Origin of the sequence: Paenibacillus violae (assembly GCF_032461945.1) — a bacterium.
Lineage (GTDB): Bacteria > Bacillota > Bacilli > Paenibacillales > NBRC-103111 > Paenibacillus_E > Paenibacillus_E violae.
The window spans coordinates 42,528-56,774 of the sequence record NZ_JAWCUD010000007.1; the positions used below are offsets into that span (position 1 = coordinate 42,528).

Here is a 14,247-nt window from a genome sequence, read left to right on the forward strand (position 1 = left end):
TCTTACTCTCCTTCCGGGTTCTGGTAGGACTGTACCCGCTTGGCTGTGTAAGCCGGCTTCAATTCGTGCTTCGCATAATCAAAATATTTCCCTTCCAGCAAGCCGATTAACGTGTTCGTCACGCGAACTTCAATACGGTTCGTACCTTCCGTCAGTATCGAGGTAGGGCCGCTGAAGCGGTACGGCATCCAGGCACGGGCGCCAAGTGACACATTGTTCACCAGCACTTCCGCCACGTCGTGGAACTCACGGTCCAGTCCTTCAAATGTTAGCTCGAAAATGTCCCCTTCGGGCAATCGACCCTGCTGAAACTCACGGCTGAAGGTCATCGTTCCGGCAAAATGCGGATAACCGGCATATGGACTTGCCGCAAGCGGATGCTGCTGGACGACCGGACGCTTCAAGACGGGGCGCTGTTCGGCGTCAAAGCCGGCTTGGAAGCTCCCTGTTAGATACAACGCATCGATCAAACCATGCCAATCCTGCTCGACCGTCACCTCAACCGATATTTCATTGACGCCAGGCTGCAGATACGATGTAATTTCGCAACCTACGTTCAAATAGTCATACAAAACGTGTTTCGCAAAATCCGTTTTCTGAAGACGATGACCGTTAATAGAAATCGAGCCTTCTCCGGAAAGCGCTCCTTGATCCATCACGAGAAACACCCGATCCAGTAGGTTTTCCACGACGATGGTTGTGGAATACCGGGCTTGAAGCGGATAGGCCAAACTGATGCGCATCGGCGTTCCGAACAATTGGCTCATGTGTACCGGCAGCTTCGTCGAAGCTGTCAAGTCCGCACACTGGTCAATGAACGTTTTGACCTGCACCAATGGCGCGTCCTCCTCCGCGCCCGATTCCAAGCTGTTCACACCAGGAATGGATAGGTGAAACGCATCGAGCCGAACCGCGTTATCCTCCTCGGTTTGCATGGTCCATAAGGTCGATTCCGACGCATCGACGTTGAGCTGCCAAGGTTTGTCTGCCGAAGATTGGACAGCTGCATTGCGCGTGATACAGAAAAGTCTTGATTCGTAGGCATCCAGTACGACCGGCAGCGTCCAACCGTTGCCCGTACGTTCAGACTGGACAGACGCCTCGTCGCCGCGATCCAAGGATAGCTCTGTAAACAGAGCCGCATTCCCCGCAATGCCCTCCCATAAAGCGGTTGAGATTTGCAAAGTCAAATCACGCTCTGCCTCTTCTTGATTGCTTACGAAGACAAGGAAACTGTCCGCATCGATTTGGCGAGTCTGCAGGAGGATACTGCGTCCGCCGTATGCCGGTTCAAGCTTCACCGCCAGCGGATGAAGCTCTTCAAGCAGCATAGACATACTGCCCAGCACTGCAGCTTCGTCAGCCGTTGCAGCGAATGGCAAATGGTACGCGCTCGCCGCGCCTTTGGACCACACCGGTGCTAATTCGGCGCCTTCGTTCCAGAAATGTTCTCCGCTAGGCTGCTGCAAACCGAACACGCTCGCTGAGGAAGTCGCGTCCAAGCCATTCGTTTCAATCGCTTGATACGGCAATTGCCCCATGCTGATGACCGTTCCACCTTGCGCCAGGAACAGTTCCAGCTTTGCCCATGCGCCACTCTCCAAGTTCGTCATTGGCGGCACGATCACATTGGTATAGCTGGCATTGCCCAGCCTAATCCTGCCGTCCTCCACCACCGCTTCCGCCAGCAGTCCTGTATCCAAATGATCGTAATCTCTGCCGCTGTAGGTCAGCTCGTTGCAAATACGCGTCCACCATGCCTTCAAATCGTTAAGCTTGCGCTTCTCGTCGGCGTTGTTACCGCCATAATCAAAATGGTGGAAAGGATTGCCCATGTAGGCCCACAGGGATGTTGTCGGTTGAAGCACCGCGGTACGAATGTCCGCTTCACCGCAGCTCATGACATAGCTGATCCGGCCGACGTAATCGCCGAGTTGCCTGAAATGCGGCCAATACGGATTTTGCAGGAACTGAGAAGGTGGCGCGTCATGCTTCATCAGGGCATCAAGCGTGTAGAAAAAAGCATGGAAGTTAAAAAAGTTCGTACCTTGCGCAGCCATACGATCAATCATCCACTTCGCGTCCTGGAGCGTCATGGACCATCCCACACTATGGAAGCACTCAATCAGGTTGCGCTCGCGGCCGAATTGGCGGGCAATGGAGCTGACCATTTTGGCGCTGGAACGAAAGCTTTCCGCTTGATTATTCAAAATCCAATCCAGCGAACGCCCGAGCTTTTCATGCGCGGTATCCCCACCAGGCACATGACTGTACCGCTGTGTCGTATGCCGTACGGACGGCACTTCAGTCACGTATTGAAGCCCAAAGCGTTCACACCAATCATGCACCTGCTTATGATAGGAGCTGAGCAGAAGCTCGTGAATCGCTTGATAGTAATCATAACGAATACGAGCCGACTGCTCCCCATCTTCATACAGAAGTGCGTGCAGATGTTCCCGCAGATCATAGCCGTTTTGCTCTATGAAAAAGGCCGGCAGTTTCGGCGACCACGGCAGCTTCCCCAAGAGCCCGATCTCGTCGGTAAACATGCCCTTGATCGTACCGCCGAAGTATTCGCCCAAATGCTGCGCATATTTGTCATGCGTTAATCGAATAAACGTAGCCATTGCCTCATGATGGCAAGGATCAACGAACGTCCCGTAATACTTGAAATCTTCGATTTCCTTCTCCTGCATGATCAGTACTTCCCAATCACCGGGGGGCGCCGTCCACTCCATCTTCTGAATCGTGCGGTATGTAAAGAACCGCTTCTGGTTGTAACTCGTTAAGCCTGCTTTCTGAAAAATCGGCTCCGCTTGGAAGTTCCCAATCGATGAACGGACATCCACCGCTTCGTCCCAAAGCTTGTCACCTTTCGAGTTAACTGGAATCGCTTTTGCATACAAAATACGCGCCCACGGGAGCTCCATGGACACATGCTCTCCGCCCTGCACCCGCTCGGCCCGGTGCTCGAGTGTGTAGTGCTTGGCCTCCGGATGCTCCAGCGTCACCTCGCCGCCGGCGATACCGCTCGGATACGGGTACTCATCATAGAGCCACACCTGCAAATTGCGGCGTTCGGCCGCTTCAACCGCTACGCGTACTTTTTGAAACCAGGCATCGGATAAGTAAGGAATCTCAAGCCCCTGTCTCGCACAGACGAAAAATCCCCCCAACCCTTTGTCCGCCATTTCATCAATCTGATAACGAATCTGCGCATCGTCCATTTCCCCATTCCAAAACCAAAACGGATGAATGCGATACTCCGCTTCCGGCTGTGCAAAAGACTGCCTATTAAACTGGGCCATGTAAGTTCATCTCCTCGGCATGTACGTATATGAAAAATATTGCTTCCATCTATTGACCACTATAAAGGAAGTAACTTTGCCCTAACAATCGCACTATTTTGACGCGCTATATTCTTGCTGCAACTATCTTGCCCGGTTTGCACATCCTTGCGAAATCAATGAAATCAAGCCGATCTTACTGCCCGCGTACGTAATAAGGCTGCCAAAAGTTCCTGGCAGCCTTGTGGTATTTGTTTATGCAGCTATTACTTCTTTTTCATTTCCTGATACACTTTCTTCTGCTCATCCATAACCTCTTTACCGCCGGTCTTCATATACTCCGCAACCATATCGTCGTACAGTTTATCAAAATCCGCCGGCTTTGCCGTTACCGTCTTCACAAAGATCTCAATGGCTTTATCACCCAACGTTTGATTATATTTAATTTGCGCTTCGATCGGTCTGTCAAAACGCGCAGGCAGCTGCCCGTCTTGATCGCCAACTTTGATACTATTCATCGTGAAGTCCTTATATTTGGGATCAGCCGCGTTTGCTTTTAACGTTTTCTCCTGATCACCCATATCTTTGCCGTTGATGAGCATGCTGTAATCCAAATAATTGTACATCACCTTTTTCGCTTCATCCGAGTTCATAATAACCGGAATGCCGTCATCGCCCTTCTTGTAAGTAACCCCTTCCGTCCCGTTCTGCAAGTCGAAGATCACCTTGTAATCCGACATCCAGTTCAGAAACTTAATGGCTTCGACGGACCTTTTGCTAGCTTTCGGTATCATGAGATGAGCAGACAGCGGGTGGTAAATCTGCTTTACATGTTTGCCTTCGTAGTTCGTGAACGGATCTACAGGCAGCAGCGTGGCACTTGGCACATTCTTCTGCAAGGTAGAGTAATAAGACTGGTAGACGGGTTCATTCGTATTGGTGATCGCAAATCCGATTAATCCGTTCACCAGATCCGCCTGAAACTTTTTACCATCTTTATCCAGGGCAAAATCAGGGCTAATCAAACCTTCGTTATACAGCTTGTTCAAAAACTTATACCCTTCTTTATTGCCCGGTTTCATCAAATCCGGAAGCGAGTAATATTCTTCTTCCGTCATTTTTTTCCAAAAAGTTCGAACCAGAGGATCCAGGTTATTGTTATAGCGAATACCGTAAGGAATAACCTTGCCTCCCGTATTCCCCGGATCTTTCTCCTTAAATGCTTTCAACACAGCGTAGAATTCATCGGTCGTTGCAGGTGGCTTCATCCCCAGCTTGTCAAGCCAGTCCTTGCGGATGATAGGCGTCGAGCTGGCGATAATAATTCTTTTAGCCGGGATGGTATACTGCTTGCCATCAAAATTACCATAGCTCAGGAGCTTATCTCCGAGATACTTTTTCAAATTCGCACCGTGCTGGTTAAGCAAATCACTAAGCTCAGTCAGCCCTCCCTGCTTCACCCAGTTCTGAACAGCGGGATCACTATAGGTAAAAATAATATCCGGCGCCTCATTAGCGGACATCAGCACGTTCAGTTTCGGCACTTCCTCTGTTCGCGGAACCGTTACAAACTGCAGCTTGATGTTATTCGGGTCGCCGAACTTTTCCTGCATGTATTTGACAAAGTAACTTTCCGTAAGCGGCGGCGCGCCAGGCGGCGTATTGCCACGGTCGAAAAGCTCAACTTTCAGCGTTACCGGTTCTCCCTTAGCCCCGCTTTCCTTTGCACCATCTGAGCTGGAGCAAGCTGTCAACATTCCTGCCAATAAAATGGCCGCGAGTGAACTGTTCATTGTCCGGATAAGCGATTTTCGATTGCGCAAATCATTCATCTCCCTTTTTCATGTAAAATGGGACTCATCGTTAGAATCTTTCAACCCTTCACTGCGCCAATCATAATCCCGGAAATAAAGTACCGTTGAAGCCAAGGATATACGAGCAAAATTGGAATTGTCGCAAACATAATGCTTGCCGCTTTCAGACTCTCGGGAATCGGGGCCAAAGCGTTCATCCCTTCCGTTGCCGTCGCATCGCTCATTTGATTACTGATGACCAATTGGTACAGCTTCAGCTGAATCGGGTATAAATCTTGATTGGTAATATAAAAGAGTGCATCCATGAACCCGTTCCAACGCCCTACCGCATAGAACAAGCTTAAAGTCGCCAGAACAGGTAATGAAAGCGGTAACACAATTCGAAATAAAGTTCCGAAATGCGAGCTTCCGTCAATCCGTGCAGACTCTTCCAATTCTTCGGGAATAGAGCTAAAAAAGGATTTCAGGATGATCAGATAAAAAGCGTTGATCATGCCGGGCAGTACTAACGCCCAGATGGTGTTCGTCAACTTTAACGATTTTACAAGCAAATATTCCGGAATTAATCCTCCGCTGAAAAACATCGTAAATACGATAACAATTAAGAAGAAGTCCCGGCCCTTCAGCTTTTTCTTCGTAAGCGGGTAGGCTGCGCAAATCGTCATGATCATGCACACTACCGTAAAAACAACCACAAGTAAAATTGTAAAAAATAACGAGCTGATCATCTTGGCATCCTTGAAAACCGATTCATAAGCCAATGTGTTCCATTCTACCGGGAATACCGTCACCTTATTCGATAAAATCGCCGCGTTGGAACTTAACGAGACGGCAATCAAGTGAAGGATAGGAACAAGGCAAATAAAGGACGCCACGGTTACAAGCAGGATGATGAAGCTATCGATAATCTTGTCGCTTGCACTAACTCTCATTTGACGCCCTCCTTACCAAATGCCTTGGTCGGTCACTTTTTTGGAAATATAGTTCGATGACAACAAGAAGACCAGCCCGACGACAGCCTGGAATAATCCAATGGCCGTAGCGATTGTAAACCGGGCGGATTGTACCCCGACCTTATACACAAAGGTACTTATGACATCCGACACGTCAGTGACTAATGGATTCCCCAGAACAAAGGGACGTTCAAAACCGATGCTCGCCATATGCCCAATGTTGATGATCAACAAGATCATAATCGTTGGTTTGATTCCGGGAAGCGTGATGTTCCAAATCTTACGCAGGCGCCCCGCTCCGTCCACCTCCGCGGCTTCATATAACTCTTTATTAATGCCCGCTAAAGCCGCCAAATAAATGATGGTCCCCCAACCGGCATTTTGCCACACACCTGATCCCACATAGGTAATCACCCAATAGATGGGTTCAGTCAGAAATGGAATCGCTTTCATTCCAGAGGATTTTAATAAAATGTTTACCAAACCAGTATTCGTGGATAGCAGCTGATAAACCATACCTCCGATAATGACCCATGAGATAAAATGTGGCAGATATAAGATGGTTTGTGCACCCTTCTTAAACCACTTGATGCGAATTTCGTTCAATAACACAGCCAAAACGATAGGTGCCGGGAAGGATACTAACAGATCCAATAGATTGAGCAGCATCGTGTTTCGCAGCACCTTGTAGAAATCCTTCATAAGAAATATTTCACGAAAAGCATCCAGGCCTACCCAAGGACTCTTCCATACTCCCTGGAACATATTGAAATCTTTGAAAGCGATCGTTACCCCATACATCGGGATATACTTGAAGATCAGGAAATACAGCATGGGCAAAAATAGCAACGCGTACAACTGCCAATCTTGACCTACGATAAACCTCTTGCTTTTTTTCAAGACTGACGAGCGAATAGTGTACTGAGCGACCAGCGTCTTATCCATTGCAGGTTCGTTACCAGGCATATGATCCCTCCTTTTCGTCATTGTCTTCCCACAATAATCCAAGTTTGGACAAAGTTCAATTAACATGAATCGCCGCTTATCGAAATGTAAGAAAAATGCTTTTTCCTCTGACCTAACCTTTTCTCACACCTTAACATTTCCGAATAAATAATTGAAAGCGCTTGCTATTTTAACGTATCCAATCCACTTATCCCTTGCTATTTACCTCCGTTTTTTTACGAAAGTCCCCCGGTGGAATGCCAAGCGCATTTTTGAAAGCCCGGTGAAAGGAAATGACGTGAACATAGCCAACCCGTTCTGCGATCGTTTGTACTGGTAAATCGGTCATAAGGAGCAATCTCTGAGCTTCCTCCAAACGAATCCGCACCAAATAATCAATAAATTTCTCCCCAAACTCCTCTTTAAACAGCTTGCTTAAATACCGGGGATTCATTTCAAAATGGTCGCTTATCCTGTTTAAGGATAGATCACAGTCGTAATAATTCGTTTCGATATACACTTTGACTTGGCAGATGAGTTCATGATTGTTCCTGGCATAACGGGCGGCTCGAACTCGGGGCTCAAGCTCAGAAAGCAGCATAACCAACCGTTCATGCCATTCTTCCAGCTTTTCGGAGTGCTCCACTAAGGCTTCAAGCACCGGTTTATATTCCGTGGTCCACAGTTCCTGTGCCTCTCCCGTCATTTCCATGAGCTCTTTATTCAGATGATAAATCAAATAATTGGAAATATGGTTGATATCCCCTTGGGAGAACCGTCCCTTCTTTAGAGCATGAAAAAGCGAAATCATATGCGTCTGCCATTGCCCGTCGTCCGTCCGGAACGACTTCACGATGGTGCGAACCGATTGCAGATGCGGGAAAATTCGGCCTTCCGTTTTTGCATGTACATCCCTGCTTCCAATCAGTGAGCCTAAGCCAAAAACCGGCTTGTATGACAAATGTTTTTTGGCTTCTGCATAACTTTGGGGGATGTTTCCAAGTGTCTGGGTTTCCGGCCCGATGCCAACTGACACCGTAAATTCAAGATTGGCCAGAATCCAATCCTGCAGTTTCTTCATGAAATCATATATCTTATTGCCGTCCTGTTCCTGGCTATCACTCAAGTAGAACATGACAGCCATTTGCTGTGGTTCCACCCATTCATTCCAAACAAATATCCCTTCGTTCTGGGCTACTTCCTGAAGGACATTGCTAACGACAAATTTAAGCAAGTACTGGTCACGCGAGCTATAGTCACTAATAAAATGAGCATATCGGTCGATTTCCATCACCGCCACCGCCAACCTGTCGAACTGGGAGGGGAGTTGTAATCTAGTGGTCTCTTGCCTCCACTCCGTTTCGTTCATCAGCCTATGTCCTTCCAACCAATCGACCAGCACCTGCCTTCTACGAATCAATAGATCATCTTTATGCAGTTTCTCGTACTGGCTCGTCCTTTCCAACAAGTTATCGATGGCTAATTCGATAAATTTCAGCTCATTGACCCCCGCCAGCTCGCTGCTTTTTCGTTTCGAGTAATCATTGATCCTGACCGCAATAGACTGAATGGGCTTGTAATGCCGGTGGGTAATAAACGTAAACCAAAACACACCAATAATAATAGTCGCTATGCCCACTATGATCCAAAGATCATTAAATTGGGACATCAACGATAATTTCTGATCCCTTTGTCCGCTTGGCATATACAGCCACCCTGTATATTCGGAAAGAATCCGTTCCCTTTTTAACTCTTGTACGGAAGTACTTTGGTTCTGCAGCATCATGTTTCGATCAAAAGGCTCCAGGTTAGAAGTGAGTAACCGAATGAAACCAGCATCGTATCGCGTTAAATCTTTGATAAACCCAACTAGTGCCCTAACGCGGATGTTTACCACGACAGCTCCTTGTTTGATACCATCTAATGGGAAAAATTTGACTAATGACACCACTTGTTCTTCACTTGAATCATGAATGAATTCGCGATAACTTCTCGGACTTGTCCACCCGGCCGGCGCCGTCTTCGCATGATAGGCAGCAAGAAGGAAGTCACGATCCCCAAACTGATCCAAGTCAGATAACCCATTTCTGGATAAAATTTTTCCGGATTGTTCGTTGTACATATAAATGGAACTGGAAAAAGGCAGCAGGGAAGAGAAATCATCCAGCTTATGTGAAATGACAAAGTAATCAAAAAGCGTTTTATCACCGGTCGTATACGTATAGAAATCCTTTAACTTCTCATCTGTAAAAATTTCTTTGATCGTCATTTGTTCAGAAGCCTTCAGATTCGCGTCGACGGCCTGCATCACCTTTCTCGCAATGGAGTCATCCGTCATCGCGATTTGTTTCTGTGCGGAGTTGTTTAATATCGAGAAAAAAGAAAAGATTAAGACGGAAATGACAACGAAAAATAGAGGAGCGTAAGACAGCAGCATACGATGATACCAGCTCATTTTCATCAAAATCAGTCCTCCTGCACCTATAACTTGATTGACAACAAGCAGAATACGATACTTTTCCGCCAATTTCCATTTATTTAGCATAGTCGATTAGATAGAAAATTGTTGTCGAATCCTGTTTGGAACACGATGAGGAGACGCAAAAAAACACCGGAAGTTGATCCGATGTTTGTGAGTCAATTAACATTCTGCTGAAGTCATTTCATTTGTAAAAATCCGTTTGTATTCCCCTGCTGACATCTTCTCTGCCGATTTAGGGGCATAGTGAAACTGCAGCGACCGACGGCGTTTGGATGAATGATTATTCGGCGTGCCGTGATACAACAGGCCATGAAAGAACAGAATTCCGCCCGGCTTGAGTGGAACTGCCACGTCCTTCTCTACCGGCACGTTCGCATCGCAGATTTGCCAATCTCGAACCGCGTAATGCGGCGTGGCTCCATCCATATGGGAGCGTGGGATGACGTGCATGCAGCCGTTGTCGAGTCCCGCCTCATCGAGTGCGATCCAAACGCCAACCACCGGCTTTTTCCATGTTAAGTTGTTGTAGGCCATATCTTGGTGCCATGGCTTTTCCGCTCCCCCGAAGGGTGGCTTGAGCAAGGCCTGGTCCTGCACAAGATTAGCTTCTTCGCCCAGCAGGCGTTCCACCACGGATAGAATAGCCGGATGATAGGCGATCGATCGCAGCGATTCATCAAACTCCACAAAGTTGAAAAGTTTTCTCACCGCATACTCTCGTTCTTCATCGGTTTTTAGTTCACTCTGCGGTTTGGTGAATTGCAGCTTAACCTTCGTATCACGGTTATGAATATGATCCATAACAGCAGCAATCGACTGCCCGACTTCTTGGTCCGTTAATATTTGCTCTATGGCAATGAATCCAGCTTTTTTATACTGTTTGACTTGCTCGTCCGTAAAATCATGAATCGAAGCTAATGGCTGATGCACATTGTCAAATCGGTACATGCGTTGGTTAATGTCTTCTGAATTTTGTACATTTGTACTCACGGAATCCCTCCTCAAGAGTGATAAATCTACATCCATTACCCTAACAATAACGTTTTTCTTCCTACATGAAAATGGACCGAGGAGCGACTTTTTTGTACAAATCTGCATGTATCAGACATTCATAAATTCGTTGCTAACAGCCTGCACTTATGATTAAATGGAAACCAAACGTCACTTGAAGGAGAGTTTGCGATGATCACTTTCATTTACAATGGCTCCGTGGGAAAATCTCGTTGTGAGCCAGGTTGGGAATGGTCTCGTTTAACCCCCATGCCCGATTACGACCTATGGTATGCCATAGAAGGAAGAGGGCAAATGACAATCAACGGAGTCAACTACCCGATCGCTAAAGGCTCCTGCTTCTTAATCCGGCCCGGCGATCAAGTGAAGGCCACTCAGGAACTCGAACATCGGCTAACCGTCATTTTCATCCATTTTATCATCCAACCGGGTCTGGAAGTTGAGCTTCCCGAAAGACATGTACGATTAGAGGACACGATTGTACCGGAAACATGCCTGCAGCGCATTGTTGAACTGCAGCTTCGGGAAGAAGAGCAGCAGCAAGAAGAATTTGACCTGCTCGTGCGTCTTGTTCTGCTGCATATGCTGCGCCAACAAAAAAGCAGTGCCCCGTCGCCGGTCTCCCATATGCATAAACAACTCATCCACAAAGTGATGGATGAGCTCCGCGATCAAATTGGCGAGAAGGCCATCACCGTAGCGAGCCTCGCTCAAAACGTCACTGTTTCTCCGCGCTATTTGAGTCAACTGTTCATGAAATACACCGGTTTTTCCTTGAGGGAGTACATTACGCGAGTCCGCATGGAACGGGCACGATTTCTCCTGTCCGAGACCTCGATGAATATTACGGAGGTTTCAAGCGCGCTTGGTTTCACCGACGTCTACCATTTCAGCAAAATGTTCAAGTCTCACAATGGCGCGCCTCCGTCCAGTTTTCGCTACAAGGGACGGCCTGCGAAAAGTAATTATGGGGATTCTAGGATTAGGCAGGATATTGATGTTGATGAATGACTGTGTTCCATGCTCTCGTCCGTCACTGTTCCTGCTAGCAGCAGAATCGGCGTATTTGACAAGTAGTCAGTCTCATTCACGGTAAGAAAACATCGAAGCCTCCTACTGCGGAGACTTAATTAGTAGGAACCCACCTAGCTGCTCACTCCAAGGGAACTAGAGTCCTCTATTTGAAGAAAAAAGAGCAATTTACTTTCGGAGTGGAACTACAGGCCCTTATTTGTTCTCCATGGCGCCTTTTTCAGGTCAAATGGTCAAAATAGCAGACCGTAGTTCCCCTTCCACGTGGAAAATGTGTTTTTTCTAGGCGATAGCGGACTGTAGTTCCCTTCCAGCTGATAAAACAAAAAAAAGCCCTCCCAGTAGAAACATCTACTTGAGTGAGAGCTCCTCACAATAATCGACGTAAACAATAATAAGACTCGACGCTTGCGTGTTCCTCAGGAGGGTTTCATCCGTAACGGCGCACACGCAGATCAGCCTGTTCCTTATGGCCCATGAAATTCTCAATGTCACACAGCCTGGAGACATATTCGCCAACCAATTTGCTGGCGTCCTTCGTACAGCGTTGATACGTGCATGTTTTCAAAAATTTGCCCACCCAAAGCCCGCCCGTATATCTTGCAGCCCCTTTGGTCGGTAACGTATGATTCGTGCCAATGGCTTTATCCCCATAAGCCACGTTCGTTTCTGGACCTAGAAATAAAGCTCCGAAGTTTGTCATGTTCGCCAAGAAGTAGTCCGGCTGTTCCGTCAATACTTCTACATGCTCGTAAGCGAGCTTATCGGCTTCGATGAGCGCTTCTTCAATGCTGTCAACGACCAGCACGGTACCGTAATCCCGCCATGCGACACCTGCGATGTCTGCGGTAGGGAGTACTTGGAGCTGCCTTTCGATCTCAAGCAGTGTCTCCCTGGCTAGTGATTCGGAAGTCGTGATCAAGGCAGCCGGCGACGTAGGACCATGTTCCGCCTGACCAAGCAAATCCACGGCGACCATTTCCGCATCCGCCGTATGGTCGGCGATGACAAGAACTTCCGTCGGACCGGCAATCAGGTCGATGCCGACTTTCCCGAACAACTGACGTTTGGCTTCAGCCACGTAGGCATTCCCAGGCCCTACAAGCATATCGACGGGACGAATCGTTTCTGTCCCAAGGGCCATTGCTGCCATTGCCTGAATCCCGCCAAGGACATAGATTTCGTCGGCTCCGGCGAACGCCATCGCGCAAATCGTTGCTGCCGGTATTTCCCCTTTAATCGGCGGCGTGCAGGCAATGACCCGTTTGACTCCGGCAACTTTAGCCGTGAGGATACTCATATGTGCAGAAGCAACCATTGGATAACGTCCGCCAGGAACATAACAACCCACGCTGGCAACAGGAATATGTTTATGACCAAGAATAACGCCGGGCAACGTTTCGACTTCCAGGTCCTGCATCGTTGCTAATTGTTTTTCGGCAAAATTGCGAATTTGCTGCTGCGCGAATCGAATATCCGCTTGCACTTGCTCCGGTACGCGGGCGATGATGTCCCCAATTTGCTCCTCACTCAATCGGAAATGCTCAGGCGACCAATGATCGAATTTTTCCGATATGGTTCGAACCGCTTCGTCTTGACGGGCCGCAATGTCTTGAATAACTTCTTTCACGGTACGGTAGACAGCCTCTTCACTAGCGATATAAGATGTCTGGCCGACATCCCCTTTTTTTAAATAGATACCCACGCCGCTCTCCTCCATGTTTCGAATTCAATTGAATGTCATGCGGTCACTTGCCTTCCCACAGGTTAGGCGTGATCACATATTCAGGTACTTGTGCAAATGCTTGCGCCAGCTCATGCAGCGTCTTTTCCCGGATAGCGGGCGTACTCAGAAGTGCAATATTTGCGTCAACCTGCTCCGGCGTTTCAGCTCCGAAGACGATGCTCACAATGCCAGGCATGTGGTGAATGTAGGAAAAAGCAAATTCAGCCACAGACATGCCTTCCTGCTCAGCGAAGTCCTGCAAAAGAGTAAGCCATGGCTCTGCCGGCTTCAGCCGATCTTGCAGCGCCTCCGGCTTCATGAAGAACAAACCTTGTAAATAAATGCTTCTTGCAAACAGCTTTTTATTCGAGCGAATGAGCTGATCGAAGGTCCCGTTCGCAAACATTCGGCGATCCATGACATTGATGGGCACCTGGACAAGTTCGTAGCAATCACGCTGGAGTTCCCGCCAATTCTCCGCGAATTCCTGCGCATCAAAGGAAAGCAGCGAAGCGCCTATAGTGCCGATATTCCCCCGCTTGACCTGTTTACACAGCAGCTCGGTCACTTGGTTGCCAAATTGGCCCAGCACATTGGGCCGATGAAGCAACACAGCCGGCAGACAATCCACCTGAAGCCGCTCCATGGAACGGTTCACACTGTCTTCGATATGCGCTTCCAAGTCAGACAGTGTCGTTTCACGATTTACTTGTAAAGTGAATTTCGTAATAATCGTGGCTGCACGCGTTTGCTGTTGAAAATAACGGCCGAGCACCTGCTCCGCACTCCCGTATGCGCTTGCTGTATCGAGGCAGGTAATGCCTCCGTTCATGGCAGCATTCAAAATGCGCCCAGCCATTTCCTCATCCGGCTGCCCCAGCCGGTTCGCAATGCCATAGGGCATGCCCAATTGGACGGTTCCCAGCGTCAGCGGAGAGATTGCTGCCGTCCACTGTTCATTGTCGGTTCGAATAAGACTCATCTCGCTTTCTTCTAG

Annotated in this window: 9 protein-coding genes; 1 reads left to right on the plus strand and 8 read right to left on the minus strand. The window is 48.1% G+C overall.

Going from position 1 to position 14,247, the window contains the following annotated elements; all coding sequences use genetic code 11:
• Positions 1–2 precede the first annotated feature (2 nt).
• From RQP52_RS19885 to RQP52_RS19910, 6 genes are all read right to left on the minus strand, one after another.
• On the minus strand, positions 3–3,308 hold the full coding sequence (locus RQP52_RS19885) for a glycosyl hydrolase (protein WP_315953488.1): 3,306 nt from the start codon (positions 3,306–3,308) through the stop codon (positions 3–5).
• 245 nt (positions 3,309–3,553) lie between these two features.
• Complete coding sequence (locus tag RQP52_RS19890) at positions 3,554–5,080, minus strand: extracellular solute-binding protein (RefSeq protein ID WP_315953489.1); 1,527 nt, start codon at positions 5,078–5,080, stop codon at positions 3,554–3,556.
• An 80-nt stretch (positions 5,081–5,160) separates the two neighbouring features.
• Positions 5,161–6,033, minus strand: a complete 873-nt coding sequence (locus RQP52_RS19895) for a carbohydrate ABC transporter permease (protein WP_315953490.1) — start codon at positions 6,031–6,033, stop codon at positions 5,161–5,163.
• Positions 6,034–6,045: 12 nt separating this feature from the next.
• Complete coding sequence (locus RQP52_RS19900) at positions 6,046–6,888, minus strand: ABC transporter permease (RefSeq protein WP_379170939.1); 843 nt, start codon at positions 6,886–6,888, stop codon at positions 6,046–6,048.
• 319 nt (positions 6,889–7,207) lie between these two features.
• Positions 7,208–9,544, minus strand: a complete 2,337-nt coding sequence (locus RQP52_RS19905) for an AraC family transcriptional regulator (protein ID WP_315953492.1) — start codon at positions 9,542–9,544, stop codon at positions 7,208–7,210.
• 96 nt (positions 9,545–9,640) lie between these two features.
• Positions 9,641–10,471 carry a phytanoyl-CoA dioxygenase family protein gene (locus tag RQP52_RS19910; protein ID WP_315953493.1) on the minus strand — a complete coding sequence of 277 codons (831 nt, stop codon included), beginning with the start codon at positions 10,469–10,471 and terminating at the stop codon, positions 9,641–9,643.
• 192 nt (positions 10,472–10,663) lie between these two features.
• Here RQP52_RS19910 and RQP52_RS19915 point away from each other — a divergent pair, with 192 nt between their 5' ends.
• Positions 10,664–11,503: an AraC family transcriptional regulator gene (locus tag RQP52_RS19915; protein ID WP_315953494.1), complete on the plus strand. Its 840-nt coding sequence runs from the start codon at positions 10,664–10,666 to the stop codon at positions 11,501–11,503.
• Between the two features lie 451 nt (positions 11,504–11,954).
• Here RQP52_RS19915 and hisD read toward each other — a convergent pair whose 3' ends face one another.
• Both hisD and RQP52_RS19925 read right to left on the minus strand, forming a co-directional pair.
• Positions 11,955–13,229 (minus strand): histidinol dehydrogenase, encoded by a 1,275-nt coding sequence (hisD, locus tag RQP52_RS19920; RefSeq protein WP_379170727.1) that lies wholly within the window; start codon positions 13,227–13,229, stop codon positions 11,955–11,957.
• Between the two features lie 43 nt (positions 13,230–13,272).
• Entirely contained in the window at positions 13,273–14,232 is a 960-nt protein-coding gene (locus tag RQP52_RS19925; protein WP_315953495.1) for an aldo/keto reductase, read from the minus strand.
• Positions 14,233–14,247 lie beyond the last annotated feature (15 nt).